Below are 26,556 nucleotides of genomic sequence, written 5' to 3'. Positions count from 1 at the left end.
ATTTGCATGTCGCCGATAGACAGGTGCCTTGCATTTTTTAGTAACGTTCCCATATTTTTAAATGGGGGAAAGGGTCAAAGGACCATTCCCGAATGCCATTATCTTTATACATTCCGAAATGAAGATGAGGAGGGAATTTTCCGGAAGTTCCCGGTGGTCCATAACCTGAGCTACCAACACTTCCAATCACATCACCTGGTTTGACAACATCACCAATTTTTAAATCTTTGGAAAAGCCATTTAAATGAGCGTAGTAATGATACGTATTATTTACATCACGGATTCCTACACGCCAGCCTCCATATTTATTCCAGCCTTTTAATTCTACTACTCCATAAGCAATGGCCCGCACTGGTGTGCCATATCCAGCAAAAATATCTGTGCCCTCATGGATTCTTCGTCCGCCCCAACCGCGGCGGTCACCCCATGTGTTTTTATATGTGTAGTTATAGCCTTTGGGCAGAGGAAAAGCTTTTTCACGCAAATCTACTTTGCCGAAGGTTCGGTAAATTTTTGCGTTCGTCATAATGGACCGAACAGTTTGATCTCTTTTGTAGTAATCCCAAAGTGCCAATCGAAAAGATTGATCATCCACTCCATAAGAACGTAAAAAATGGGCTAATGTATAGAGCAAATCTTCTTCATTGGTTTGCTCAATTTTACCATCTCCATTCCCGTCTTTTCCTACGCCACTGAAAAGTTCGATTGTAATTGGATTGGTATCTTGTGGATTAGGATTAAGAGGGCCAGCCCACTGTTCAGGCGGTAGATAGTAACCAATGATTGCTGGAGGGTCAGGTAAATCGTCCCGTACATCCCGAATACTTCTTTCAAATTGGTCAACGGCAGCTAGATAATACCATGGTATAGAGGTAAGGGCTTCGGTCTTTTTGTATAAGTTCATTCTTTGTTGATAGATTTCTTCCTGATTCAGTTCCTTTGCCTTAACTTCTTCGATGCCCAAAAAACAAAAGAAGATGATGATCCAGGGAAATATCTTTTTCACATGATCCCCTCCTTTCAACTTTATTACTAGGGGGGAAAAGCCCCCCTAGATTAAAATCCATGATACTTATTTATGATCATTGGATTGTTGATTGTATTTTGTTTTCTCTAAATGATTATTTGTTTCGCCACTTTTTTCACCATTGGCATTTTCACCTTCACCCATAGCTCGACCTTGAGGAGAACGTTCAAGCATGCTTTCGACCACCAATTTAACTGAGCGATCTTTAGTAGGTGATTGTGTTGTCATAGAACCAATATTTTCTACATCCTGCCGTAAAGCTGGATCATCCGTTACATAAACGTGATACCATCTTGGGACATAATTTAAAACGGATTTTTTCACCTGATCAGCTGTTTCAAAGCGCCCCTTTTCATCTTCAGTGTCTGTTGTATAAGCAACCAAGACTTCTTGATCTGTCACAACGACACTTGCATCTGATACATGAGGTAAGACAACAAGTAACTCGCTAATATGGAGTGCTGCCTTCTCTCGGTCCATCCATTGAATTGTTTTCGCATCGTTTGGATTAGCAGGGGTTGGGCTTTTCACTTGACGGACAAAGCCAAATTGTTCATCAGAGGCCTCCTCATTATAAATATCTGTTTGTTCCTCTGCATTAATGTTATTGCCACTTTTTGGATAAAAATCATCTTTTTCTGCAATATTATTGCCACATGCAGCAAGAGTAGCAGTTAAAAGGAGAAGCGGCCATTTTGCTTTCATTTCAACACCTCCTCATTTATTAGTTGTATGTTCAAAAAGGGGGATGAAAAGGACCAGTTGAGCTAAAAACGCGATGCCCTGTTAGCAATGCAATAGATCCTTGTATGACGAAAATTCGAGACAGCGTAGTTTCTTTAAATTCGTTTCGCACACTGGAAAGTCGCTTTTTTTCCATGAACGGTTTTGCATCGTAGTGACTTTTACATCGGCCATTTTGGTAATCAGCAGCGGTTCCATCTTAGAAATACACTTTTATGGTGCTTGTAAATCTAGGTTATAAAGGCTTGGTTAGAAGAGCACGAACTTAACCAACTGTTCATCAATTTGATCCACTTTTTGAACCTCTTCTATTAGCGTGCTCAGAAAATATATTTTTTTCTTAGTAATTGTTGGGGATTAAGCTATAATCAAGATAGACAGTTCTAAATTGTGGAGGGACATAGTGTGTTAATAATTAATAATCGGAAATATGAGTTGATTAGTGAATTCCGTGACGGGTTTCAAGAAGAGGCCTTTAAAGAGCGGTTTAGTGATATATTAGCGAAATATGATTTTATTGTTGGAGACTGGGGATATGGCCAGTTGCGATTAAAAGGCTTCTTCTCTGACCGCAACCAAAAGGCAGCGCATGAAAGTAAAATTGGTTCCTTGGACGAATATCTTTATGAGTATTGTAATTTTGGTTGTGCTTATTTTGTCTTGAAAAAAGTTGATAAATAAGAAAAGTGCCAGCGTCTTGTATGATAACCGGTTAAAGCTACGCGTCCTTGGCGGCAGACTCAAAGCGCGACGTCCAGTCGCTTTGTCTGCACTAATTAATAGATCCATGTACTCGTGACGCCGTTCTGACCACCATCCTGTTGGACTGCGACAAGCAAATATTCCGAACCAAAGAAAGGTGTATTTTCCTTTCATTGGTTCAGGTTATTTACCTTGAGTTGATATTCCTAAAGCTAATTCCAACATACAGTCCTCACTATTTTAAATTAACTATCTTCATATGGTGTTTGTGTGTCTGTATCAGGATCATCATGAGTTGGATGGGCGCCCGGGAATTGCCGTGGGAGATTTTGGTGCATTGATTTAAATTCATAGTTAAAAGCACTATATTTACGTTGCCCTTTTTTCCAAGGGGTTGATTTGTTTTCGACAGGTGTATTTTTACCTTCTGCTGCTCCGTATCCCCCTTCAGGGAATTCTTCCGCTGTAAGGAAATTTTGCTGTGTCTCGACATTCGAGACATCCTTATAAGGGATACCTGTGAGTTCATCTTTTTCCCGATCCTTCGATGCCAAATTTTCCAACCGCCTTTCCATGTATTTTAAAATAGGTTTCCCTGATGTTTTGGGAGCATGCATCGATTGGACCATTCCATCTTTCATCTGCTAAAATTAAGAAGTACGCAAAGCGTCCGCCTGGGCTAGTTGCAGCAACGCTGTTCTTATCAATATGTTGGCCAATAGCATTGGTGTGGTGGCACCTCAGGCTGAAGATGCTGGAGTAAGAACCAGCCTTTATATTTTTAAAAGAGACCGGCTAAAAGTACATACCAGTCATAACACCGATTCTTGGGTAATACTAGCTAAATGTAAGAGGAGTACAATCAGGAGGGAAAAAGGGATGTATTTTGTTGATCGTGAAAAAATAGAGGAACGTTTGCTATTTATGGAAAAGCAATTGGAATTGTTGAAAACTCAACAACATTGGGAAACAGATCTTGAAAAAGCGGCATTAGAGCGAATTGCTCATACAATCATTGAAGCCATATTAGATACAGGGAATGCCATGATTGATGGCTTTATTATGAGGGATCCAGGTAGTTATGAAGATATCGTTGATATTTTAACGGATGAGCAGGTAATTACTGCCAACTTCTCTGATATTCTTAAACAAGTGATTGCTTGCCGCAAAATACTTGTTCAACAATATGAAGCTGTTGATCATACTACGCTCATTGAAAATATTGTTAGGCAAGGGGAGCAATTAGCGACTTTTCCTCATGCAATAAGAAATTATTTAGTTCATGAATTAGGGCCAATTTCTGCTTTTAAAAAATGATTAGGGACAGGGAGAAAAGGAGTTTTCAATTTGAAACATTATGAAGGATATTTGATTGATCTTGACGGTACGATGTATCGTGGTTTAGAGAAAATTGAAGAAGCTTTACAGTTTGTTGAAAAATTAAAGGAGCATGGGATCCCTTATTTGTTTGTAACAAATAATTCTTCGAAGCGTCCTGAACAATTCGCTCAAGTGCTAGAAGACTTTGGATTGGCTACGAGTGCTGAGCAAGTATTTACCACCTCGATGGCAACAGCTAATTTTCTACATGAAAAAAAGCCAGGAGCTTCTGTATACGCAATTGGCGGAGAAGGACTACATTCAGCACTAACAGAAAAAGGCTTCCAATTAGTTGAGGAAAAGGCAGATGCGGTTGTAATTGGCCTTGATCGCGAGATTACCTATGAGAAATTAGCGAAAGCATGTTTAGCTGTACGAAATGGTGCAATGTTCATCTCTACTAACGGTGACATCGCATTGCCATCAGAAAGAGGCTTGCTTCCTGGAAATGGTGCCTTAACTTCTGTTATTTCAGTGTCAACGCAAACAGAGCCGATTTTTATTGGTAAGCCACATTCCATTATCGTCGAGCAGGCGCTCACGGAACTTGGGACAAGCAAGGAAGGCACTTTAATGGTGGGGGACAATTATGATACAGATATTTTGGCAGGTATCCAAGCAGGCTTGGATACGCTTCTCGTTCACACAGGTGTAACGACAAGAGATATGTTGATTGAAAAAATGGTACAGCCTACATATGTGCTCGATTCATTAGCAGATTGGAAATTGAATAAATAGAAAAAAAGTCGAAAACAGAAAACAACCTGTTTTCGACCTTTATTTGTCAAATAACGTTGGTGAAGAATTTTAGCCGAATTGAATGAAGGCGATCTGACTGGTTAGAGAAGAACATCATTCTCTCTAAACAGTCTTTTTTTCTTTTTAATGGAAGGGCCATTCCTATATATCGCTACAGAAATTCACTTCGCTTACCGTGGGGAGTGGGTGAGGCTCACAGGATGTGAGTCACAAAGGCGTTTCGCCAGGACGGCGAGCTCTTTAGCCTTTGATCCTCATCTTTTGACTACGCCACTGCGGGAATTCACCTTCACTCTACTTCCCACAGGTGTCTTCGTGAATTTCCATCACCTTCCCAGAATTTCTGAGAAGGTGATTTTCTTTCACCAACGTTATTTATTATAGAGCCTATATAAGATAACTATAGTATTAGCTGAGGAATAATACGGCATTACCGTAGAATGTGGTAGCCTTAGCCGTTTATCCTTTATTTTTTTACTTACCTTGCATTTTTTCCTATTGTTCACCTTTACTACTATGAGCTAAGCGACTAGAAGCAGCTGCAGCGATAGCTCCGACAATATCATCAAGGAAAGTATGACATTCACCAGTAGAATGATCATTTAATCTTTCTAAAATGCCTGGTTTTTGCTTGTCAATATAGCCGTAATTTGTAAAACCAATTGAACCATAGACATTGACAATCGAGAAGGCTAAGATTTCATCCACCCCATATAAACTTTCATCATCAGCGATAATTTGTTGTAAGGGTTCATCTAATAGTCCCTTTTCTGCCAATTTATCCAATTGTATTCCTGTTAATACCGCATTTTGTACTTCCCGTTTTTGAAGAACACGTTCAATATTTTCAATACAATCCTCTAATTGAAGATCGGGATGATATTTTTTTTGAAGATACATCACTAATTCGGCAATATCCTTAATCTTTACTCCTCTTTCTGCTAATAAACGACGTGCAGTCTCTTCGGTTTTTCCAACTTTTCTAGTTTGGTCCATGATTTAGCATCCTTTCTATTCTGAATAAGATGATTAAAAAAGAGTTCACACATTTTTACCCCAAAAGATCGGAATGTTGATTTGCGATTAAGTTTAATATCACTTTATTCTTACACCCATAAAATGAGGTTATCGCACATATAAATAAGTTAGATCAGGTAAAAAGAGGGATGTAGCATGTCAGAAGACATTTTGCGAAATTATTTCGATATTCACCCCGAAACCTCCAGACGAATAGGCGATCAAATGTATTACCTTGTTGAAGGTTCTGTATATAGCACGGTTCAAGTTACCCAGTGGCAAGAAGAAGCGTTATTAGAATTATATGAGATGTCAGAGCATATGGCAAAGATTGGGGATAAAAAAGTTTCAACATTCGTACCGGCAAATGATCAAAAATTTTTGATTACACTTAATGAACAGGATTATGTCGTGTTGCATAACCATTATGTCAATAGTTCCAATCGAAAAAATCGGGGAAGGCAATTGGCAAGATTTCATGAACGTGGGAGATATTTGCAAAGCCCGATTACCCAATTAAACCGTGAGGGACAATGGAAAGAGTTTTGGATCCAGCGTTTAGAACAAATGGAAAAAGTGTGGTCAGGACTTGTTCGAGAACCAAGTGAGGAACGATTTAATCAACTATTTGTTGAATCATTTCCTTATTACTTAGGAATTTGTGAAAATGCCATTCAATATGTAAAAGATACGGAGCTTGATGAATCATTTGGGCAATCAGATCAACGAACAATTTGCCACCAAAGCTTTGGGGAAAGTACTTGGGATTCTAGCCAAATAGCGATACGGAATCCTTTTGATTGGGTAGTCGACCACAGGGCAAGGGATATTGCAGAATGGATTCGTGAATGTTATTTTCTGCATCAACGCTCTTATAAGCCATTGATAACAAAGTTTTTGCAAGGATATCAATCAATCGCTCCTTTATCTAAGTTCTCATGGAGGATGATCTATGGGCGTTTGTTATTTCCACTACCTTATTTTCTAAGTGTAGAGAATTACTTTTTAAGTCCTTCAGAAGCCTCAAAAAAGCAGTTAGAAGAAAAGCTTGATCGCTATATTCGCAATGCCCAAGAATATGAAGTTTTTTTAAGAGAGTTTTTTCATCTAGCCAATCAACAAACTGGTGAAATGCCTCCGATTGAATGGCTGAATATATAATAGATTATAAGTAACGAGCGCTTTGAAAATAATCTAAGCCAAAAATCCTAGATCTAATTTTTTTGTCTTAAGTTATTTCACTTAAGAGGCAAGTTAGGAAAAATTAAAAAAACCGGACCATTATGGCCGGTTTATAAAAGAATGATCGTTGAATAAGCTTGGCGCTGACAAGCAAAAGTATACGTCAGCGCGAAAAGCTTTTTTACTATTGCTAGCTTTATAAATGTTCGCTTGTGGAAAAACGCTAATATGCCTAAAACGGCCGTAGATCAGGACGGCGTTACAACTAGACAATCTGTAGTAAGCCGTTTATCCATACTAAGCAGATATTTTTAGGGCTTTTTGTTAAAATACTTGCTCCACTTCTAATACACCAGGTACTTCTTCAATTAAAGCACGCTCAATACCAGCTTTTAGAGTGATTGTCGAACTTGGACATGTTCCACATGCACCTAGCAAACGGAGTTTTACAATCCCTTCATCTACATCAACGAGTTCACAATCGCCACCATCTCGAAGGAGAAAAGGGCGTAATTTATCTAAGACTACTTGAACTTGATCTAACATTGTATCTTCGTTCATTGTGATCGACTCCTTTCCTATCTATCATTATAATCAGATTTAGAGAAAAAATCTAGGGAATGGAACTAAGAGAAGTGAATGATGATGAGAGGGATAGGGATTAAGGATAATAAAGTTTCAAATCAGGAATTAGGTTATCGAAGCAGCAAAAAATATGCCACCTTATTTCGCCATATAAGGAAAGAAAGGGAAGAGGCTAGGACATAACTAAAATGCTAAGCCTCAAAAGCGAATATTGCATTACCTTAGCGGAGGAAATATACGTAGACTCCTGCGGGAAGTAAGAGTTCGACAAGCCCCCGGAAGGAAGCCTAAGGAGGCTTGACACAGGGAAAGCAGGCTAAGTTCGCGCCGTCCTGGCGGCAGGCTCAAAGCGCAACTTCCTGTTGCTTCACCTCCACTAAACGCCTGCATGACCCACATCCTGTAGGCCTTCGGAAGCGAAGTATATTTCCGGAGTGGGTTATTTTCGCGCTAATAGTTCGGACTTTCCTCAAGCGAAAACACTTTTGTCCCAGCCTCTTTATCCCTTATGAAATTTATACATCCAGAGAACGCCTGATTTTAAAATCCGGGCAATTCTTCCTGTGATCGGTCTATCTGCCATCATCCCAAATCCTTTTTTCTTACCTAAAGAGCCAAGTGTGCCTTTTAATTTGATCGAAGGCATTTCTTCTGGTAATGCTTGTCCATTCCATCTTTTTCGCATGACCTCTACAATTTGTTCTGCTTGTCCCTCGGCAAGTTGTGCACTTGGTGCATGAGGAAGACTGGCACAATCGCCAACTACATAAACATCTTCGTGTTGGAGAAGATTATGATATGGTGTGAGGATTGCTCGTCCTTGCCGGTCTTTTTCGATATCCATGGTCTGCACAATTTTATTTGGTTGGATTCCAGCTGTCCAAACAATCACATCTGTTGAAACAGGTTGATCATTATTGTAGAGAACGCCTTCTTCTACCTTTGTAATATTCGCTTCATTGATCACTTCAACCCCATTTGATGCAAACCAATTTTGTACATAGAGACTAATCCTTTCTGGAAAGGAGGAAAGAACAGTTTTACCACGGTCAAAAAGCTTAATCGCTAGATCTGGACGGCTTTCCCTTAGTTCACTTGCAAGCTCAATGCCACTTAATCCCCCACCGACAATGCTTACAATGGAATTGGCTGATAAATTATTCAATTTTTGGTATGTATCACGAGCTTTTCCAATTGATTGAATACTATATGTGTAGAGATCTGCCCCAGGGATATTATGATATTTATCTTCACAGCCAAGCCCAATAACTAATTGGTCATAAGAAACCGGTTCCGAATTAGCCAAGTGTACTAACTTTGCTTCCAAATCAATTTTGGTTACCTCTCCGTAATGCAAATTTAACTTCGACTCATTAGGGAAAGGGACGCGTACATCATGATCTGACACAGTTCCAGCTGCGAGGGCGTAATATTCGGTTTTTAAAGAATGGTAAGGGACTTTGTCAATTAAAGTTATCGTCCAATCTTCGGGGAGATGGTTAGGCAGAAGCTCCCGAAGCATGCGCATATTTCCATATCCTCCACCGAGCAGTACTAATTTTTTCATAAAAATATCTCCTTTTGCCAGCTACTTGTGAGTAAAATATATCCATTTTTGAAGAAAGATAGATGAAGGCTGATGTAGTATGCTTCATCATAAAACGCTTTAGATTTTTTTCGTAATAAAGGCTTTTCATAAATGAAGTTTTAAAGGAAAAATAGTTCGATATGCATGGTTAATCCCATGGTAAAGTATACCGAATTCAGCAGGGATATACAACCATCCATCTTGAGTTTCTCAAGAAAAATAAACCGTTTTAATAAATAGGGAAAGGGGAAAAGAGCGAATTGTTTTTTGCTTCTATTTATGGAGGAAGTGTATTTTTTCTAGATAATGGTTATCCTAAAACTTTCTTTACAGTTGAACTGATTAAATCTTAGTTAGATTTTTGACTAATGGGACGAATGCGAGTACGATAATAATGTGGATGAGGTGATAGTGTGAATCCGATTATTGAATTCTGTATTAGTAATCTTGGGATGGGAAGTTATGAGGCTTTACAAATTTTAGAGGAAGATCCCAATCTAGATATTATTGAATATGGCTGCCTAGATCATTGCGATTTATGTGCCGAATCTTTGTATGCGCTCGTAAATGGAGAGGTGGTAACAGGAGATTCTCCAGAATCGCTTGTTAAAGCTATTTACCAATATATTGAAGAAAATCCGATGTTTTAAACCAATTGCATTGGTTGAGAATATGGATTAAGAGGTATATACTTAAAGGATCAGAAGCACAAACAGACGGAGATGGGGGTGCAAATAATGAGTGAAATTATTAAGCTTACTGAAGCGGCGGCATTGCAAATTAAAGATATGATGAAGCATAATGGGGAAGAAGATGCTTATTTTCGCTTTTCCATCAATGGTGGTGGATGTAGCGGCCTTTCTTATGGAATGAGCTTAGACCATGAGAAGGTTGAGTCAGATCATTTCTTTGTTGCTCATGATATCCCAGTCGTAGTTGATGAAGAAAGTGCGCCAATTGTGACGGGAACTGTGATTGATTATAAGCAGTCCATGATGGGCGGCGGCTTCACTATCGAAAATCCGAATGCTCTAGTTTCTTGTGGTTGTGGTTCATCTTTCCGCACAGCTAAAGTCGAAGGAACTCCAGAGAAGTGTTAAAAGGATGGCACGCTGTCCTTGATGGATAATGTATAATTTGCAAATATTGACTTAATATTATTCACCTCTTGATGGATTGAAGCCATTAAGAGGTGTTTTTTGCTGTAGAGGCGATTAAATGATTTAAAGAAGCAGAATAAATGCAGTGACAAACATGAAGCGATGTTGGGAGGATCAGGACCAATGATCAACAGGATTGGAAATGAATGGTTTTTTATATTCTTTTGGGGTTAGCCTTGATGTTTGTTCAATATCCATTTCGAGTTCCAAGCGGTTTCTGAAATGAATCTCTTTGAGGAATTTATTTATAAATACATATATTGAACTACTCACCACTTAATTTCTAACGAAATTTGAAGTGGGAGATTCCTGCGAACACCAAGGCATCCCTCGGTTATTTTAGCAGGCTCTACCCGTAGTCCCTACGGTGAAAGCTTTATATATCCTGTACGTTGACTCGCCACGCACCCTACTTTAGCTTGGTTTTCGCAACTTCGGAATGCGTGGAGGCGATAGAACGTTGAAGATTTTACGTGACAGACGTTTTTCCTGTCACAACCTCATATCTTCAGTTTTTAAAGAACAACTTACAGGAATATTGTACCACGCAAACGTGCGTTCTGGCTACCCCAACCGACATTCATCTCCCAAATATTTTTGGGCTATGCCCTGCACAAAATTGAAGAGGGAGTCTTTTGTCGGAAAATGATAAAAAAGGATTGCTTCTAGCTTGGGATAGAAGCAATCCTTTTTTCTATTCAAATAAAGACGTACTATGCATAGGTTGCAGACGAGCTTTTGGATCAATATAAGCTTTGGCATTGCTAACGGCTGTTGGGGCTTCTCCGAAACCAGTAGCAATTAGTTTTACTTTACCAGGATAAGTAGTAATATCGCCAGCAGCATAGATGCCTGGAATATTTGTTTCCATTCGACTGTTCACAACAATCGAGTTTTTTTCGATTTCTAATCCCCATTCTTTGATTGGGCCCAAGGAAGAAATAAAGCCATAATTACAGATAAGTGAATCGAATTCAAGCGTATGCTTACGATCGCCCCTAACCTCCTCAAGCTCAAGTCCGCGGATGGCGATTTCATCACAAATAAGATCAGATGCCACGAAAGGTGTTAATATTTCGACTTTGGAGTTTTGTAACTGGGTTACACTACTTTCATGGGCACGGAATTTATCTCTCCGGTGAATTAGGCTAACTTTTTCAGCAATTGGTTCAAGCATTAAGGCCCAGTCAACTGCAGAGTCACCGCCACCTAAAATGGCTACACGTTGCCCTTTAAATTGTTGCATATCATCGACGAAATAATGCAGGTTCTTACCCTCAAATGGGATGGCACTGTCAAATTCCAGACGACGTGGTTGGAAAGCGCCAATTCCCGCAGTGATAATCACGGATTTGGAATAATGAATCTCTTCGTCAGTTGTTAATTTAAAAGTTCCATCTTCTAATTTTTCAAGATTTGAAACTGATTGACTGAGACACACAGTTGGAGAAAACATGGCCATTTGTTCTTTAAGATTTTGCACAAGATCATGAGCTTTAATTTTAGGAAAGCCTGCAACATCGTATATATATTTTTCAGGGTAAAGCGTCGAAAGCTGTCCACCTAATTGTGGTAAGCTTTCAATCACCTTCACGCTCGAATCACGTAAGCCGGCATAAAATGCAGTGAACATGCCTGCTGGTCCACCACCTAAAATCGTAATATCATATATTTGTTGATCTTCTTTCACAGAAAATCCCTCCTGTAAACTTAAGAAAATTCATCTTTCCTATCATACCACATGTTGCTAGTGTTACATAATATCGAATTAGCTAGATAGTACAATAGATAGAGTCGAAATAATAAAAAAATGGCTGGATAAAAATAACTGCTTGAAAAAGGTGAATAAAAGCATATAATGTAATTGAGACTAATGTTAATAATTTGTGACAACATTCTGGGCTTCTAGTGTGGTACGTGAATAGAATCACATATATTTCGTACATGCTCTAGTGAGTGTTCAAAAAGAAGATTAAAAAGAAGTGAGAATTTCAGAAAGAATGCTGTTTCAAGCAATAAAATTTGTACAGGATGAATGGAGTTTTTTGTAGTTCTGAGACATTAATGTTGAAACATGCAAAAAAGAAATTCGCAGTGTCATTTTTACCAAACTTTTTGAACGTCCCATTAATAAGATGTAAAAGAGGAAGGGATATAATATGAACAGGCCAAAAATTGTAGTGTTAGGTGCCGGATACGGTGGACTTATGACCGTAACTCGATTGCAAAAGCAGCTTGGAAATAACGATGCGGATATCGTATTAGTAAACAAGAATGACTATCATTATGAAACAACATGGCTTCATGAAGCTTCTGCTGGAACACTTCATCATGATCGAGTGCGCTATGATATTTCAAACGTGATTAATCCAGGGAAAGTAAATTTTATCCAAAAGACTGTAACTAAAATTGAGCCCGAAGCGAAAAAAGTGATCCTAGAAGATGAAGAACTTTCTTATGATTATTTAGTTGTCGCTCTTGGTGCGGCTCCTGAAACATTCGGTATTCAAGGCTTAGACAAATATGCTTTTTCAATTGTGAACGTGAATGCAGCTAGACAAATTCGCGAGCATATTGAATACCAATTTGCGACGTATAAAGTAGAGGGAGAAAAAGACCCAGAACGCTTAACGATCGTAGTCGGTGGCGCAGGGTTTACAGGAATTGAGTTTTTGGGTGAACTTGGTAATCGTATTCCTGAGCTTTGCAAAGAATATGATATTGATCAAAAACTAGTCAAAATCATTTGTGTAGAAGCTGCTCCATCTGCTTTACCAGGATTTGATCCAGAGCTTGTCCAATATGCGATGGCAAACCTACAGAAAAAAGGTGTTGAATTCCGTATTGGAACAGCCATTAAAGAAGCGACACCAGAAGGAATCATCGTAGCAAAAGGTGAGGACGAGACAGAAGAAATTAAAGCTCAAACAGTTGTATGGGCTGCCGGGGTTCGAGGAAATCCGATTATTGAAGAATCTGGATTTGAAAATATGCGTGGCCGTGTCAAAGTAGATCCGTATTTGCGTGCACCAGGATATGAAGATATCTTTATCATTGGTGACTGTGCTTTGATTATCAACGAAGAAATTAATCGTCCATTCCCACCAACTGCGCAAATCTCAATGCAACAGGGAGAATTGTTAGCAAGCAATCTGGCAAAACTGATCAGCGGGAATTCAGATCTTCAGTCATTCAGCTTCGATAACAAAGGAACAGTATGCTCTCTTGGTGATGATGATGCAATTGGTGTTGTCTTTGGTAAAAAGGTAACTGGAACAAAAGCTTCTTTCATGAAGAAGATGATTGATAACCGTGCATTGCTGATGATTGGTGGAGTACCACTAACAATGAAAAAAGGTAAATTTAACGTATTTAAATAAGCAAAAAGGAAAAGGGCAGAATGCTAGCGTGCTTCTGCCTTTTCTTTGTTAAAATCACTATCCTTTATTCCATTCTATTAAGCCATTCCAAAAAATCCTCTATCCTGTGACCAAAATCGTACGATATTTTTCGCTTATGCGATTTTGGAAGTAATTCCAATTGACGCGTTTTGCTAGATTCAGTAAACTGAAATATAGTGTAAAATAAGGGGGAAATATCTGTGCCATCCATGAGTTTGCCAGTGTTAATTATTTCAATGTTACTTTTCTTTGTTCTCTTTTTTGGGATTGGATTTATCCTAAATATGCTTTTGCGTATGACGTGGGTAATGGCCCTTGTCTATCCGATTATCGCCTTATTGATTATAAATACATTGCCAATTAGTCAATATTTCACTAATAGTAAAACAGCTTTCTCACAATTAGGGAAGAATTTGGCAAATCTAGCACCAGCTGATATTACGATACTTTGTGCTGGACTTGTTGGGGCGATTTTATCCGGTTTTACGATGCGGATACTCAGGGCAAAAGGCTACCGAATGTTTTAATATTATGAATGAACGGAGGCCTATTAAACTGATGGTCAGGATGGTATAGCGATTTATTGTTATGCCTACATCCGTTCATTCATAAACCAGCTACTAGTATTTTTCTAGCACTTGAGATTATAAGATAGCTAGAGAATAGCCGACGAGTAAGAATTTGACTAACGCTTAGATCGCAGTTGGATAAGCAAATAAACGGACTGCAAAGGGCTAATTGATCCTTTTAAAATCCTATTTTTTGATGTGAATGGGGGAGCAAAAGGCTTTATCAAATGTAGGCTAGGCTGCAATGGCAATAGCGGCCCCGTTTTTTATTTTAACTAATTTTATATTCCATTAACCAATTGGCCCCCTTATTAATTTTCTTCTTTTTAATAAACCCACATTTTTCATAACATTTTATAGCTCTAATATTAGACACATCGGTATCTAAAATAATAAGATCGACATTTGGCTGTTGTGCTATATAATTAATAAATTTCTTCACCATTAGTGTTCCAATTCCTCTGTTAAAAAGTTTAGTTTAGGAAAACCAATAAATTGATCAATTCCATATATAGTGAGATTTGCGCGATAGCCAAATTCTTCTTGTTCTACCTCACTTAACCGATACTGTTGCATAAAACCTATAGGGGTGTGATCTAACTCGGCGATATATGGAATAACGGGAATTGCTCCAGTTCCTCTTGGTTCATATTTATCCTTAACCTGTTGCAATGTAAAAGGGGAATTTATATCTCCATAAAATTCTTCACCTCTTTTGTACTCAACCATTGCGCCATTATTCCAAAATCACTATGCTTCATTTTTCTTATAGATATAGAGTCAGTATTCACCTATTCATCTCCCTCTTAAATAATAAACAATTTCATTAATAGGATGTTGTCCAATAAGATTTTACATAACCAAAAAGCAACGGGCCAACGAGAAGTAATAATGGCTGAAGACCTCAAGAAGGCTTAAAGGTCGTTCGCGCTCATCAAGCGGCAGGCTCAAAGCGCAATGTCCTGTTGTGGCATCTGGACTAATACAACCTTGCACATCCTAACACCTTTATGACCAATTTTATGTTAGCCTAAGGTTGGAGCATAAGGTCAAGTTAAATGCGCTTATCCAGCGGCAGGCTCACAACAAAAAGATCCTGTACGACATAATGCCTGCATGACCTACGTCCTGTAGATCATGCAGGCGATTTTGACTTTTGGGAAGTCCCATCCTGATTAGAAATTTTTCTGTTTTTCCACAATGACGTTATCCCTTGTATTTTAAGCGGCTTTCATTTTCTTTTTACGTTTCCTCGGTCTCCCGCTCCAAGAAAAATAAGTCCAAATGCGATTCACTTTTTCGAGTGGACCAGAACGGAAATGGGTTAAATAATAGCGACTTATACACATTTGCAAGCCGAAAATGGCAAGACCAACAAGGATACTAAAGCCGATCCCCATTTTAGTAAATTGTCCAAGACCATAGCCATAGAAAATGGTCGTACAAATCACTGTTTGCAAAATATAATTCGTCATAGACAATTTTCCGACACTTTCAAATAGCTTGCGAAGCTCTTTTGACCCATTTTGACAGTATAGAAGTGCCATACCGAAAATATAGCCGACTGCAAGCAATGGTCCGCCAACAGTAATCGCTAATTCAGCCCAGCTTGATTCTGGGAAGAGGTGATTAATCGTTTTTAAGGCGAGCCCAATAGGAATCAAAATGGCTGCCGCATATTGGTAAAGCTTTTTTTCCCTTAATGGATTGAAAAAGAGTTTTCGTTTTGCTGCATACATGCCAAATAGAAACATTGGTGCAGTGAAAATTGGCGAAAATAAAACTGCAACGATAAAGAGGTAAGCTTCATCCCCTAAAGGGTCTTCATTATTACGGTGGTATGTGATTTCTTGATAGGTGCCTGTACCGTAAATATCATTTGTTTTTTCAATATATGTAGCTAAGTTTTGTGGAGAAATAAGTTCTACTTCCTCGTCACCAACAATAGCACTAGCTCCTAAAATTAAGACTAATAAACTAGAAAGCAGAATCCCCCATACAAGAATCGTTGTTTGCTTTCGTTTAAGAAATAGTAAAAGGAAAAAACTCATCATCCCATAAAAAGTTAAAATATCCCCTTCCCATAAAAATGTTGCATGTAAGCCACCTAGCACAAGCAAAAATATAGCTCTGCGGACAAAATATCTTTTTACCTTAAGCCCTTTTGCTTCCAAACTATCTTTCAGCATAATCATTGAGTAGCCAAATAGAAAGGTGAAAATTGGCATAAAACTTTCTTCCACGAAAATTCGTAAAAAGGAATTCATAAAGGAATCCGCAGAGGAAAGAGAGAAGAATGCCATTTCATCTTTTCCCCAAAAGCCATACTGAAAAATAAGCAAATTTGCTAATAAAATCCCTAACAAGCTAAATCCACGAATCCCATCAATAGCTTGAACCCTGATCTTTTTATTTTCCATGATAAATCTCCCTTGATGTTTGATGATGGTTTTATTATATAAAAAGGAATTAACTAGGAAGCAACCTAAACCTTACGATTGCCTTAATTTTCCCGATAACTTGTTTAACTGTTAGAAAGGTTCTTATGCTACGATTGGAAAGAGGAGTGAGGCTTATGAAGGATAGTTCGATTTTATTAGTGGATGATGAAGTCGCAATCATGCAGATGGTTGAAATGGTATTAAGAAAAGAAGGATTTACCCATATATATAAAGCAGAGACAGGCGAGGAAGCAATGGGGTGGGTGCGCAAAGAAGCAATCGATTTTATTGTGCTTGATGTCATGCTTCCTGATGCAAATGGTTTTGATTTATGTGAAAAGATTCGCGAGTATTCTGATGCATATATTTTATTTTTAACGGCAAGGGTAACAGATTTTGATGTTTTAACAGGATTTGATAAAGGCGGAGATGATTATGTGACAAAGCCATTTAATCCGCTGGAAATTGTTGCTCGCATTAAAGCCCAATTAAGAAGAAAACTAGATGCACGTACCTCTCCTATTCGGCATCATAAAAAGCGACATGATTTTGGCCATTTTATCTTGGATGAAGAAACAGGGGATCTAATTGTCAATGGGAAGGTCGTGCCATGTCCAGCACAAGTTTATTTATTATTACTTTATTTTTGTAAACATCCAAACCGAGTTTTATCAAAGGAACAACTTTTTACAGCGGTGTGGGGTTATGAGCATATGGCTGATGATAATACAGTGATGGTTCATATTCGCAGAATTCGTGAGCGGATTGAACCAGACCCTAGCAATCCAATCTTCCTCCTCACTGTTCGAGGGCTCGGTTATAAACTGGTGAAGGAAACTCAATCATGAAGCTACAAAGAAGAATTGCCTTTCATTTTTCACTTCAGTTTATCGTTTTATTAATCTTGGTCTTTTTTTTATTTGTTTTTTTACTTATTTTAGTTGCTAACTTAATAACAAAAGATGAATTAAATACGAATACAGCTGATGGTATTGTCGAGGCGATTCCAACTGTTGCTGTGTTTGAAGAGGGTACAGTCAAACTAGACCGAAAATGGTCTGATTTATTAGCGGAAAACGATATGTGGGTGCAAATTATTAATAAGGACGGCCATGTCATTTATTCTGATCATGCACCCAAAACCTTACCAACGTCTTATACGGTGAATGAGCTACTTTTTATTGAAGAAACGCGAGAAATTGAGCATTATCCGGTTCGAACCTATTATGATTCTTGGTATTATGGGAAACATTATTATCTTTTTGGCTTCCAGCACAATGATAAGGAATTGTTAAAAGAATGGTTTACGAAGTTTGGCCAAGATGGCAAAGTGGCAGAAAATGCTTTACCTGCTTTAAAAGCAGAGCTACAGAAATTGGACGGATATTTGCAAATCTTTGAAAAGGGAGAATCGGTTCAGCTGATCGGGAAGCAAGAAGATCAAAAATTGAATCCTTTGGAATTAATGGGGCGCATCTATGAACCCGGGAAGCATTCCACACATGTAAAAGTGTATAATGATTCAGCTACTGGTGTGTCATGGGTCCTGCATTTACCTGGTAAAGAAGGACAGAAGCCGGTTTGGTTATTTTCCGATCAAGATATGCAAATTTTAATCATCTCTATTTTAGTTAGCTTGCTTGTCACGATTCTTATTTCAGTTTGGAATGGGTATCGTTATGGACGACCTTTAATCTTGTTTGTCAATTGGTTAGAACGAATGGAAAAACAACAATATCATGAAGTATTGACAGAGAAAGAAAAGAAACGTTTGTTCAAGAAAAAAGGAAAAACGAAATACCGCTATCGCTTATATCAAGAGGTTTTTCAATCCTTTTATCGGATGGCCGAAAAATTGAATCAAGCAGAGGTGGAAAGGAATAGGCTTGAGCAGACAAGAGAAGAATGGATGGCAGGAATTTCCCATGATCTGCGTACGCCCCTCTCAACGATCCAAGGTTATGGGCATATGTTAGAAAGCAATAAATACGAATTCTCTGCGCAGGAACTGGAAGAAATCGGGAAAGTGATTCGTGACAAAGGCGACTATATCCTCCAGTTAGTCAATGATTTTTCTTTGGTCTTTCAACTGAAAAATAGTGGAATCCATTTGGAGAAACAAAAGATTGAGTTAAATCAATATGTGAAGAAAACCACGAGGAAATTCAAAGAAGATCTCACACTTGCGCGCTTTTCCCTGAATTTTATAGGAACCGGCCGAGAACTCTTTATTAAATTGGATCCAAAGTGGTTTACAAGAGTGTTAGACAATCTGATTTATAATGCGATTAAACATAATCCTCCGCATACTCATGTTACGGTCAGGATTTTGTCTGATAATGAATTGGTTCGTATTCAAGTAGAAGATGATGGGAAAGGGATGGATGAAGAATTCGTTGAGAATTTATTTGATCGTTATTATCGTGGAACTAATACGAATGATAAAAAAGATGGACTTGGATTGGGAATGAGTATTGCAAAGGGAATTGTGGAGTTGCATGGTGGAGATATACAGGTAGAATCCTCTGTTGGCAAGGGAACAAAAATGACGATTTTACTAGCTAAAGAATCTTCACTCAACGGTGCGAATAAGGGCTGAGACAATGCTCTAGCGTTTTTTACCAATTTTTAGAACTGCATCTTTTGTCCATATTATGATTAAAACCTCTCAAACTGGGAAATGATATAGTTTGAGAGGAGTGTTATGAAATAAAGATGAAATTATTTATTAAGAGAATATGTATGGTGCTTTTATTTTCATTAGCACTGATCACGACAATTGAATTCTTAACTGGTTTACAAATGAAATCATTAGCGATGATGTGGACAACCCAATCAGCGCCTAGCCCTGAAGAATACAGAGGGCAATCGATGTCAGCAATGAGAGAAATAGAAGATGAAATTGAAGAGGAAAGTGAAGAACCTGATACATATCATGGAAATATTCTTAGGGATTTGCATCAGTTAGAAGACCTTGATAAGCAAGATTGGTCGAAATATCCGAGTAAAGAAGTGGTCGCAACTGGTTATACGGCCGGGGTAGAATCGACAGGAAAAGAGCCAGATCATCCTTCGTATGGTATTACGTATTCTGGTGTTCAGGTAAAAAGAGATGTCTACTCTACAATTGCGGCTGATACAGATGTCTTTCCACTTGGGACCATTTTATTTATTCCAGGTTATGGCTATGGAGTGGTGGCGGATACAGGGTCAAAAATCAAGGGCAATAAAATTGATTTGTATTATCAGACAGTAGATGACGTTTATAATGAATGGGGAAAGCAAACAGTAGAAGTATTTATTGTTGAAGAAGGCGATGGGAAATTGACGGAAGAAACCTTAAAATCCTTGAATGAAGAAGAAGCGATTCAAGTATTCCGCCAAAATTTCTTAAAAAAATATAAATAAAATTCATATGCAAAAGGATCTGTCATTTCCCGTAAAAAGGGGGAAGACAGATCCTTTTTTAGTAAAACTATAGTAGGTGATTTAGGCAGTGTAGGGAAAACGAGCGTCTGAAGAGTACGATAATTTCCAGTAATGTCTTTTACAAGTGATATTTTTTTATTTTATAATAACTCAAACAGATTATAAATGGCGATAGCCCATATAATCCCCGTTAATCCACCAAAGAATACTTCCACTGGTTTATGGCCAAGTAATTCCTTTAAATGTTGAAATTCCTCCTGTTTCTGCTTAGCCGTTCTACCTTGCCAAGCATGTACATCAGAAATCATCTTTTGAAAATCAATTCGTAAACGATTAATGACTGCTGCTTGTTCACCAGCTTGTCGGCGAACACCTGTCGCGTCGTACATAACAATTGTGGCGAAAACGGCAGAAATGGCAAACAAGGTGGAATCAAGGCCAGAATCAATTGCCACACTAGTCGTTAAAGCCGTCACTCCCGCGGAATGGGAACTAGGCATTCCCCCAGTGGAAGTAAGTAATTTCCAATTTAGTTTTCTAGTCATAATAAATTGTAATGGGACCTTGACAAACTGCGCGAAAAAAATGGCAGAAATCGCAATCCAAAGTGGATAATTATTAAGGAGACTCATCCATGACATCCTTTCCAAAAATGAACACAGTAGGCGGTTTCAATCTATCCCGAATCCTAAGTAAAATCTTACTTCAAGAACTCTAGGAACAACCAAGAATTATAAGTGGCAGTCCATTTAATCAGACGGCCTAACAATTGGTTACACGGTACGAATAAGGTGAGGAAAATAGCTAAATTTGCCTCGGATTGCTCGGAGCTAAAAGAAAACCTGCTAAATGAAGTTTTACTTATCATACCATAAAATATTCCCAGAAAGAATTATAAATGCTGAGGGGGATAAGAGGTAGTATATTTTGTAGAAAAATAGCAAGGTTCTAATACATGATTAGCTGTAACAAGTGAAATCTTAGACCGTTGCGTTAATTGGGAGTGGTGGGAAAAGTGCAAGAGTCCTATGCTCGCTCGTAACGATAATGAGGGGGATTAGTCAAAACAGCAAGGGTTAGGAGCCCGCTCGTAATGATAACGGAGAGTCGTGGAAAAAACGTAATGGCGCATAGCCTGAAATCCAACGGGGGAAGAAAAACGGAGTGAGCGAAGTGGGAGGCTGTCCCCGAAATTGAAAGAAAACCGGACGGCGAGTTGTGTAGCTGTCTCGATCAAGCAAAAAGAACCGTAATAGCATAGTTCAGGGAATTCTTATTGGTAGTAAGAGTTTCTAATTCAACCTGATCCAATCCTTCGGTATAATGAAATATAAAGGAGGTAGGTAGAGATGTTTACAGTAAAACATGAAGATCCGTTTGTTAGTCAGCAGGAGTGTTTGGTGATTGGGCTTTGGGATCAGCCAGAGAAATTTGCAGGAAAGCTTAAAGCGCTTGATGAGTCATTGAATGGTCAATTAACAGATCTAGTGAAATCTGGTGATATATCAGCGAAACATGAGGTTCTTTCACTTATACATACATTTGGAAAAATCGCGGTTAAGCGTCTATTATTTGTTGGATTGGGAAAGCCCAAAGCGGATGAAGATATGAAAACTGCTATTGGTCTAGCTAGTAAAAAAATTCAGGATTTGCGTATTTATTCTTTTGGGATTGATTTAGATTCGTTTACAAGTTCGAAAATCGATGTGAATGAAGCTGCCCTAGCTTTTGGTGAGGCTTATTCATTATCCACTTATGCGTTTAAAGGGTATAAGCAGCAATCTAATGAACCTGAAGTAGAAATTGAAAATATTAATGTGTACGCAGAAGATCCATCGACAGAAATAGAGTCTTATTTAAATGTTGGACAGATTTATGGGGAAGCGACCAATTCTGCGAGAACACTAGTCAATACACCAGGAAATTTATTAACAGCTGCTGATTTAGCTACTTACGCGAGGAATTTAGCTGAAGAGGTGGAGTTGGAAGTAGAAATATTAGAGAAGGAAGAAATTGAGAAGCTAGGGATGGGAGCGCTTCTTGCCGTCAATCAAGGATCAGTTGAGCCACCTCATATGATTGTGTTGAAATATCAAGGTAAGCAAGAGTGGGAAGATGTGATTGGTTTAGTGGGCAAAGGAGTGACCTTTGATACAGGAGGCTACTCTTTGAAACCTAAAACAGGTATTGTCGGGATGAAAACAGATATGGGAGGAGCGGCTGCCGTTTTAGGAGCAATGGAAGCGATCGGGAAAGTTCGTCCAAAGCAGAATGTTGTGGCCGTTATTCCAGCTACAGATAATATGATTAGTGGTAACGCTATGAAGCCTGATGATGTGATTACCTCTATGAATGGTAAAACGATTGAAGTATTAAATACAGATGCGGAAGGTAGACTGGTTTTAGCGGATGCCATGACTTATGCCAAGCAACATGGAGCTAATTATCTAATTGATGTTGCAACATTAACAGGAGGAGTTATTGTCGCTTTAGGATTAGATAAAACAGGTGCTTTAACGAATCATGAAGCATTATTTGAAGAAGTATTGGTTGCTTCCAAAGAGACTAGGGAATTCATTTGGCGTCTGCCTTATACAGAACAAGATAAAAAACGGGTGCGTTCAAGCACAATTGCGGATTTAAATAATTCGCCTGGAAGAGAAGGCCATGCCATTATGGGGGGCGCCTTTATTGGTGAATTTGCTGAAGGGACACCATGGGTTCATCTTGATATTGCGGGAACAGCGACTACTAATAAAGCTCATTCACTAGGCCCTGCAGGTGCTACTGGTGTTATGGTCCGTACTCTTGCCCTGCTTGTTGAAAATCATAATATAGAGAATAACTAACTTAATACTAGCGGTGAAATTAACTCTTTCCCCTATGAAAAGATCAGGTCGTAAGAATAGTTTGGCGAAATGTCCTTCCTTTCTTACGACCTTTTTGAATGGGGAGGGGGAAGAAAGGCAGCTCCTAGAACGGGACTCCCAATATTGCCTGTAAAGGAAATCAACGTATTCAATTACCTTACACCTATTTTAAAATAGAAGCATCCGGCTTTTTCCATTGACAAAATGAATGAAAAAGGGTAATCTTAGTTTTGTATTTTATTACTCTACCAATTTAGCAGACTAAAGAAAAAAGATAAAGAAGGTTGTTTTATGAATGCTGTTATTATTGCTGTCACAGTGATGCTAGTTTTAAGTTTATGTAGGGTCAATGTAGTATTCGCGCTGGTTATCGGCGCTTTTACTGGAGGGATTGTCGGGGGATTAGGGGTGAACGAAACCGTCGGTGCCTTTACAGCTGGAGTAGGCGGAGGGGCGAATATTGCTCTTAGCTATGCCTTATTAGGTGGATTTGCTGTGGCGATTTCCCATGCTGGATTACCAAAATGGCTTGTGGAAAAGGTATTAAAAGTAGTGGGAAAAGAAGGCGATTCTCGGAGAAAAGCTTTGTCGAAGACTTTAATTGTTTTTGTGATTTTCATCATTGCATGTTTCTCACAAAATCTTATTCCCATCCATATTGCTTTTATTCCGTTGCTCATCCCGCCTTTGCTTCATATTATGAATGAATTGCAATTGGATCGGCGGTTAATTGCTTGTGTGCTTACTTTTGGGTTAACAGCACCATATATATTACTACCAGTAGGGTTCGGCCAATTGTTTCAACAAATATTAGTTGATAATATTGCCAAAAATGGATTGGATGTTCAAATCGCTGATATTGCTATGCCGATGCTTATTCCTGTAATTGGGATGGTTTTTGGCCTGCTTTTTGCGGTTTTTATTTCTTATCGAAAACCTCGGCAATATCAATCCTCTGCCATCTCAACAGAGGATGAAGGAGAAGAATATCAAACGTGGGGAGTCATTTTTTCCTTTGTCGCGATTATAGTTACGATGGTTGTCCAAATTGTCACAGATTCGATGGTTTTTGGTGCTATTTCAGGTATAACCGTTCTGTACTTAAGTCGTTCCATTTCTTGGAGCCAATCAGATGTTTTATTTACAAAGGGAATGCAAATGATGGCATTCATTGGATTTACAATGATTGCGGCCTCTGGGTTTGCGGAAGTATTGGAACAGACTGGGCATGTCGAAAGTCTTGTGCAGAATGCGTCCAACCTAATCGGCAACCATAAATCGATTGGTGCTTTGCTTATGCTTGTCGTTGGTTTAATTGTGACGATGGGAATTGGTTCTTCATTTTCAACGATCCCGATTATAGCATCGATTTTTGTCCCATTATCGCTTGAGTTAGGGTTCAGTCCGATGGCGACCATTTGTATTGTCGGAACAGCTGCAGCTTTAGGAGACGCTGGTTCACCTGCTTCTGACAGTACATTAGGTCCAACAGCTGGATTAAATGCGGATTTACAACATAATCATATTTGGGATTCTTGTGTACCTACTTTTCTACACTATAATATTCCGCTTATTTTATTTGGCTGGCTAGCTGCGATAATTTTATAGATAGGGCAATGCCCAGTCCACCTCCGCTTTTGTCGCATATAAAGAAGAGAAGGAGTCCATTCAGTCTCCGCTCTATTTTAAAAAGATGAAGACCTCGCTGAATAGATTCGTTCTTTATAGACAAAGGAGGTAGCTAAAATAATGAGAAATTATTATAGAATGCCAGCACCTTATCAAGACCAACGTTTTTTCTTTGGCGGTCCTCTTATTGGTGGGTTTGTTGGTGGTCTTCTTGGTGGCGGCCTTGCCAGTGCTTTTCTCCGACCGCGTCCATATTATCCTTATCCACCACCTTATCCGCCGCGCCCTGTACCATATGGATATGGGCCTGGTGTTCCGTATGGCGGTGCTCCGGGTTATGGCCCATATGGTGGCGGTGGTCCATACGGATATTAATAAGAATCAATTCGATAGGTATTCCCCCAAAAACCTTGGGGGTTTTTATTTTGCGGAAAAAAAGTACAATGAGTAGAGAGGTGATTGAGAATGGAAAAACAAACAATGATTGAAAACTTAGGGATCCATTTCCTAGAAGTAGGCAAAGGGAAAATCGTTGCGACAATGCCAGTTGATGAACGGACAATTCAACCTTTTGGTTATTTGCATGGAGGAGCGTCTGTGGCACTGGCAGAAACGGTTGCAAGTTATGGAGCTGCTCAGCTCATTGATCTAGAAAAGGAAGTTTGCTTCGGCTTAGAAATTAATGCAAACCATATTCGGGCAAAGCAAAGTGGACAAGTTATAGCCACCGCTGAGGTGCTTCATCAAGGAAAAAGTACGATGGTCTGGGATGTGAAAATTCGCAATGAGGAAGATAAACTCATTTGTGTTTCGAGATGTACAATTGCGATTATGCCGAAGAAATGAATGTAATGAGAGCAAGTCTTCTCACTCCTATTAAAAGCTATGCAAACAATTGAAAAAAAACGATGAAATGGTCGTCAGGAACGAACGCTTCATCGTTTTCCAAGAGCACTTCCTAAATTATTTTTTCTTATCTCTCGCTATATCATCTCGTACACTATAGTTTGATAAATCAACACCTGTTTCGTAAGCGGCACGGCTGATTAAGTGGCCAGCAACAGGAGAGGTAATGAAAATAAAGAGGATACCAAGTAAAACACGAGATTGAATAACTCCATCACTTGTATAAAAGAAAATCAGTGTCCCTAGAAGTGTACAAAGTACTCCTAATGTCGTCGATTTAGAGGCAGCGTGATTTCGCGTATATACATCGGGAAGGCGTAATACCCCAAAAGCAGAGACCAAGCTCAGGAAGGTCCCAAGTAGGACGAAAATAGCAATAATCCATTCAATGACGACGTTCATTTTCAATAATCTCTCCTTTCTCAAGAAACTTCGAGAATGCCACTGTCCCAATAAAGGAGAGGATTCCAAACAAAAGAATGGCATCAAGAAACGCCGTTGTATGGTAAATCATCGAGGCAAGTGCGGTAATGGCCGCTAAATTGATTCCCATTGCATCCAGTGAGACCACTCTATCAGGTACAGACGGCCCCTTGATCACACGTATAAGCAGGATAGCAGAAGATAAGCTACAACCAATTAATCCAATTTTTAAGACGATATCTAACATTAGCGACTCACCTCCATAATAGCCTTCTCAAAGGATTGTTTAATACTATTGATCGCATCATCCACTTCCTCGATATCAATCGCATGAATGTACAAAGTTTTGTTGTCCTCTGACAATTTCACGACCAATGTCCCCGGTGTTAATGTGATCAAATGGGAAAGCAATGTGATCTCCCAATCAGATCGGAGCTCTGTTTGTAAAGCGAAAATCCCTGGACGTATCGATAGCTTAGGACTTAATACAACCTTTAAAACAGCTATATTGGAAAGGAGTAATTCTCTTATAAAAATAAGGACCAATTTTATAATCGCAAACACTTTGGCTAAATAAAATCTGCCTGGAAAGAACCGTCTCATAATAAATATAATGAGGAGTCCGAGTAAATAGCCAATTAAAAAGGTGTTTAATTGGAAGGAGCTTTCAAAAAACATCCAGAGAAATGCCATGAAAAAATTTAATAAAATTTGAAATGCCACTAAAAAACCTCCTTTGAACCT

The 26,556-nt window shown here is 38.8% G+C and carries 29 protein-coding genes; 15 read left to right on the top strand and 14 right to left on the bottom strand.

Going from position 1 to position 26,556, the window contains the following annotated elements; all coding sequences use genetic code 11:
* Window positions 1–37 precede the first annotated feature (37 nt).
* Complete coding sequence (locus J2Z23_RS00360; protein WP_057984213.1) at window positions 38–1,006, bottom strand: M23 family metallopeptidase; 969 nt, start codon at window positions 1,004–1,006, stop codon at window positions 38–40.
* A gap of 66 nt (window positions 1,007–1,072) precedes the next feature.
* The gene (locus J2Z23_RS00355) at window positions 1,073–1,732 is read right to left on the bottom strand and encodes a YhcN/YlaJ family sporulation lipoprotein (RefSeq protein WP_057984215.1); all 660 of its coding nucleotides are present in this window, start codon (window positions 1,730–1,732) and stop codon (window positions 1,073–1,075) included.
* Between the two features lie 444 nt (window positions 1,733–2,176).
* Here J2Z23_RS00355 and J2Z23_RS00350 point away from each other — a divergent pair, with 444 nt between their 5' ends.
* The gene (locus J2Z23_RS00350; protein WP_057984217.1) at window positions 2,177–2,452 is read left to right on the top strand and encodes a YutD family protein; all 276 of its coding nucleotides are present in this window, start codon (window positions 2,177–2,179) and stop codon (window positions 2,450–2,452) included.
* Between the two features lie 266 nt (window positions 2,453–2,718).
* On the opposite strand, the gene J2Z23_RS00345 is transcribed toward J2Z23_RS00350, so the two are convergent.
* Window positions 2,719–3,048, bottom strand: a complete 330-nt coding sequence (locus J2Z23_RS00345; protein ID WP_238482559.1) for a cytosolic protein — start codon at window positions 3,046–3,048, stop codon at window positions 2,719–2,721.
* A gap of 304 nt (window positions 3,049–3,352) precedes the next feature.
* On the opposite strand from J2Z23_RS00345, the gene J2Z23_RS00340 reads away from it, so the two are divergent.
* Window positions 3,353–3,790: a DUF86 domain-containing protein gene (locus J2Z23_RS00340; protein ID WP_057984219.1), complete on the top strand. Its 438-nt coding sequence runs from the start codon at window positions 3,353–3,355 to the stop codon at window positions 3,788–3,790.
* A gap of 30 nt (window positions 3,791–3,820) precedes the next feature.
* Window positions 3,821–4,591, top strand: a complete 771-nt coding sequence (locus J2Z23_RS00335; protein WP_057984221.1) for a TIGR01457 family HAD-type hydrolase — start codon at window positions 3,821–3,823, stop codon at window positions 4,589–4,591.
* A 516-nt stretch (window positions 4,592–5,107) separates the two neighbouring features.
* Here the strand turns inward: J2Z23_RS00335 and J2Z23_RS00330 are convergent.
* Window positions 5,108–5,608: a phosphatidylglycerophosphatase A family protein gene (locus tag J2Z23_RS00330; protein ID WP_057984223.1), complete on the bottom strand. Its 501-nt coding sequence runs from the start codon at window positions 5,606–5,608 to the stop codon at window positions 5,108–5,110.
* A 177-nt stretch (window positions 5,609–5,785) separates the two neighbouring features.
* On the opposite strand from J2Z23_RS00330, the gene yutH reads away from it, so the two are divergent.
* Window positions 5,786–6,790 (top strand): spore coat putative kinase YutH, encoded by a 1,005-nt coding sequence (gene yutH, locus J2Z23_RS00325; RefSeq protein ID WP_209972901.1) that lies wholly within the window; start codon window positions 5,786–5,788, stop codon window positions 6,788–6,790.
* A gap of 345 nt (window positions 6,791–7,135) precedes the next feature.
* Here the strand turns inward: yutH and J2Z23_RS00320 are convergent, their stop codons facing one another.
* Both J2Z23_RS00320 and J2Z23_RS00315 read right to left on the bottom strand, forming a co-directional pair.
* Complete coding sequence (locus J2Z23_RS00320; RefSeq protein WP_057984227.1) at window positions 7,136–7,372, bottom strand: NifU family protein; 237 nt, start codon at window positions 7,370–7,372, stop codon at window positions 7,136–7,138.
* A 523-nt stretch (window positions 7,373–7,895) separates the two neighbouring features.
* Complete coding sequence (locus J2Z23_RS00315) at window positions 7,896–8,963, bottom strand: NAD(P)/FAD-dependent oxidoreductase (RefSeq protein ID WP_057984229.1); 1,068 nt, start codon at window positions 8,961–8,963, stop codon at window positions 7,896–7,898.
* A gap of 434 nt (window positions 8,964–9,397) precedes the next feature.
* Between J2Z23_RS00315 and J2Z23_RS00310 the strand changes: the two genes are divergently transcribed.
* Both J2Z23_RS00310 and J2Z23_RS00305 read left to right on the top strand, forming a co-directional pair.
* A complete protein-coding gene (locus J2Z23_RS00310) occupies window positions 9,398–9,634 on the top strand; it encodes a YuzB family protein (protein ID WP_057984231.1) in 237 nt (78 codons plus the stop codon).
* 87 nt (window positions 9,635–9,721) lie between these two features.
* Window positions 9,722–10,084: a HesB/IscA family protein gene (locus J2Z23_RS00305; RefSeq protein WP_057984232.1), complete on the top strand. Its 363-nt coding sequence runs from the start codon at window positions 9,722–9,724 to the stop codon at window positions 10,082–10,084.
* 754 nt (window positions 10,085–10,838) lie between these two features.
* On the opposite strand, the gene J2Z23_RS00300 is transcribed toward J2Z23_RS00305, so the two are convergent.
* Window positions 10,839–11,834 (bottom strand): NAD(P)/FAD-dependent oxidoreductase, encoded by a 996-nt coding sequence (locus tag J2Z23_RS00300; RefSeq protein ID WP_057984234.1) that lies wholly within the window; start codon window positions 11,832–11,834, stop codon window positions 10,839–10,841.
* Window positions 11,835–12,303: 469 nt separating this feature from the next.
* Between J2Z23_RS00300 and J2Z23_RS00295 the strand changes: the two genes are divergently transcribed.
* Both J2Z23_RS00295 and J2Z23_RS00290 read left to right on the top strand, forming a co-directional pair.
* Entirely contained in the window at window positions 12,304–13,524 is a 1,221-nt protein-coding gene (locus J2Z23_RS00295) for an NAD(P)/FAD-dependent oxidoreductase (RefSeq protein WP_057984236.1), read from the top strand.
* Window positions 13,525–13,754: 230 nt separating this feature from the next.
* Complete coding sequence (locus J2Z23_RS00290; RefSeq protein WP_057984358.1) at window positions 13,755–14,072, top strand: YuiB family protein; 318 nt, start codon at window positions 13,755–13,757, stop codon at window positions 14,070–14,072.
* Window positions 14,073–14,385: 313 nt separating this feature from the next.
* Here the strand turns inward: J2Z23_RS00290 and J2Z23_RS22130 are convergent, their stop codons facing one another.
* The 3 genes from J2Z23_RS22130 to J2Z23_RS00280 all read right to left on the bottom strand — a co-directional run bounded on the left by J2Z23_RS22130 (window position 14,386) and on the right by J2Z23_RS00280 (window position 16,534).
* A complete protein-coding gene (locus J2Z23_RS22130; RefSeq protein WP_238482542.1) occupies window positions 14,386–14,559 on the bottom strand; it encodes a GNAT family N-acetyltransferase in 174 nt (57 codons plus the stop codon).
* The gene (locus tag J2Z23_RS22125; RefSeq protein ID WP_238482541.1) at window positions 14,559–14,843 is read right to left on the bottom strand and encodes an acetyltransferase; all 285 of its coding nucleotides are present in this window, start codon (window positions 14,841–14,843) and stop codon (window positions 14,559–14,561) included. Before J2Z23_RS22125 ends, J2Z23_RS22130 begins: the two co-directional genes overlap by 1 nt.
* Before the next feature lie 491 nt (window positions 14,844–15,334).
* Entirely contained in the window at window positions 15,335–16,534 is a 1,200-nt protein-coding gene (locus J2Z23_RS00280) for a DUF418 domain-containing protein (protein ID WP_057984238.1), read from the bottom strand.
* Between the two features lie 155 nt (window positions 16,535–16,689).
* On the opposite strand from J2Z23_RS00280, the gene J2Z23_RS00275 reads away from it, so the two are divergent.
* The 3 genes from J2Z23_RS00275 to J2Z23_RS00265 all read left to right on the top strand — a co-directional run bounded on the left by J2Z23_RS00275 (window position 16,690) and on the right by J2Z23_RS00265 (window position 19,963).
* Entirely contained in the window at window positions 16,690–17,403 is a 714-nt protein-coding gene (locus J2Z23_RS00275) for a response regulator transcription factor (RefSeq protein WP_057984240.1), read from the top strand.
* Window positions 17,400–19,154: a sensor histidine kinase gene (locus J2Z23_RS00270; RefSeq protein ID WP_209972898.1), complete on the top strand. Its 1,755-nt coding sequence runs from the start codon at window positions 17,400–17,402 to the stop codon at window positions 19,152–19,154. Before J2Z23_RS00275 ends, J2Z23_RS00270 begins: the two co-directional genes overlap by 4 nt.
* A gap of 116 nt (window positions 19,155–19,270) precedes the next feature.
* A complete protein-coding gene (locus J2Z23_RS00265) occupies window positions 19,271–19,963 on the top strand; it encodes a 3D domain-containing protein (RefSeq protein ID WP_057984244.1) in 693 nt (230 codons plus the stop codon).
* Window positions 19,964–20,124: 161 nt separating this feature from the next.
* Here J2Z23_RS00265 and J2Z23_RS00260 read toward each other — a convergent pair whose 3' ends face one another.
* Entirely contained in the window at window positions 20,125–20,616 is a 492-nt protein-coding gene (locus J2Z23_RS00260; RefSeq protein ID WP_057984246.1) for a divergent PAP2 family protein, read from the bottom strand.
* Between the two features lie 717 nt (window positions 20,617–21,333).
* Between J2Z23_RS00260 and J2Z23_RS00255 the strand changes: the two genes are divergently transcribed.
* The 4 genes from J2Z23_RS00255 to J2Z23_RS00240 all read left to right on the top strand — a co-directional run bounded on the left by J2Z23_RS00255 (window position 21,334) and on the right by J2Z23_RS00240 (window position 25,329).
* Window positions 21,334–22,833 (top strand): leucyl aminopeptidase, encoded by a 1,500-nt coding sequence (locus tag J2Z23_RS00255; protein ID WP_209972896.1) that lies wholly within the window; start codon window positions 21,334–21,336, stop codon window positions 22,831–22,833.
* 312 nt (window positions 22,834–23,145) lie between these two features.
* Window positions 23,146–24,462, top strand: a complete 1,317-nt coding sequence (locus tag J2Z23_RS00250; RefSeq protein WP_064468595.1) for a Na+/H+ antiporter family protein — start codon at window positions 23,146–23,148, stop codon at window positions 24,460–24,462.
* 141 nt (window positions 24,463–24,603) lie between these two features.
* Window positions 24,604–24,858 (top strand): hypothetical protein, encoded by a 255-nt coding sequence (locus tag J2Z23_RS00245; protein WP_057984253.1) that lies wholly within the window; start codon window positions 24,604–24,606, stop codon window positions 24,856–24,858.
* A 90-nt stretch (window positions 24,859–24,948) separates the two neighbouring features.
* On the top strand, window positions 24,949–25,329 hold the full coding sequence (locus J2Z23_RS00240; protein ID WP_057984254.1) for a hotdog fold thioesterase: 381 nt from the start codon (window positions 24,949–24,951) through the stop codon (window positions 25,327–25,329).
* Between the two features lie 117 nt (window positions 25,330–25,446).
* On the opposite strand, the gene mnhG is transcribed toward J2Z23_RS00240, so the two are convergent.
* The 3 genes from mnhG to J2Z23_RS00225 are packed head-to-tail and all read right to left on the bottom strand — an operon-like array spanning window position 25,447 to window position 26,535.
* Window positions 25,447–25,791: a monovalent cation/H(+) antiporter subunit G gene (mnhG, locus tag J2Z23_RS00235; RefSeq protein WP_064468594.1), complete on the bottom strand. Its 345-nt coding sequence runs from the start codon at window positions 25,789–25,791 to the stop codon at window positions 25,447–25,449.
* Complete coding sequence (locus J2Z23_RS00230; protein ID WP_057984258.1) at window positions 25,775–26,059, bottom strand: Na(+)/H(+) antiporter subunit F1; 285 nt, start codon at window positions 26,057–26,059, stop codon at window positions 25,775–25,777. Before J2Z23_RS00230 ends, mnhG begins: the two co-directional genes overlap by 17 nt.
* Entirely contained in the window at window positions 26,059–26,535 is a 477-nt protein-coding gene (locus tag J2Z23_RS00225; protein ID WP_057984259.1) for a Na+/H+ antiporter subunit E, read from the bottom strand. The genes J2Z23_RS00230 and J2Z23_RS00225 overlap by 1 nt, the downstream gene beginning before the upstream one ends.
* Window positions 26,536–26,556 lie beyond the last annotated feature (21 nt).

Origin of the sequence: Lederbergia galactosidilytica (assembly GCF_017873565.1) — a bacterium.
Classification (GTDB): Bacteria; Bacillota; Bacilli; order Bacillales; family Bacillaceae_C; genus Lederbergia; species Lederbergia galactosidilytica.
Note: the sequence above shows the minus strand (reverse complement) of the source record. Positions and strands in the feature narration are given on the sequence as shown.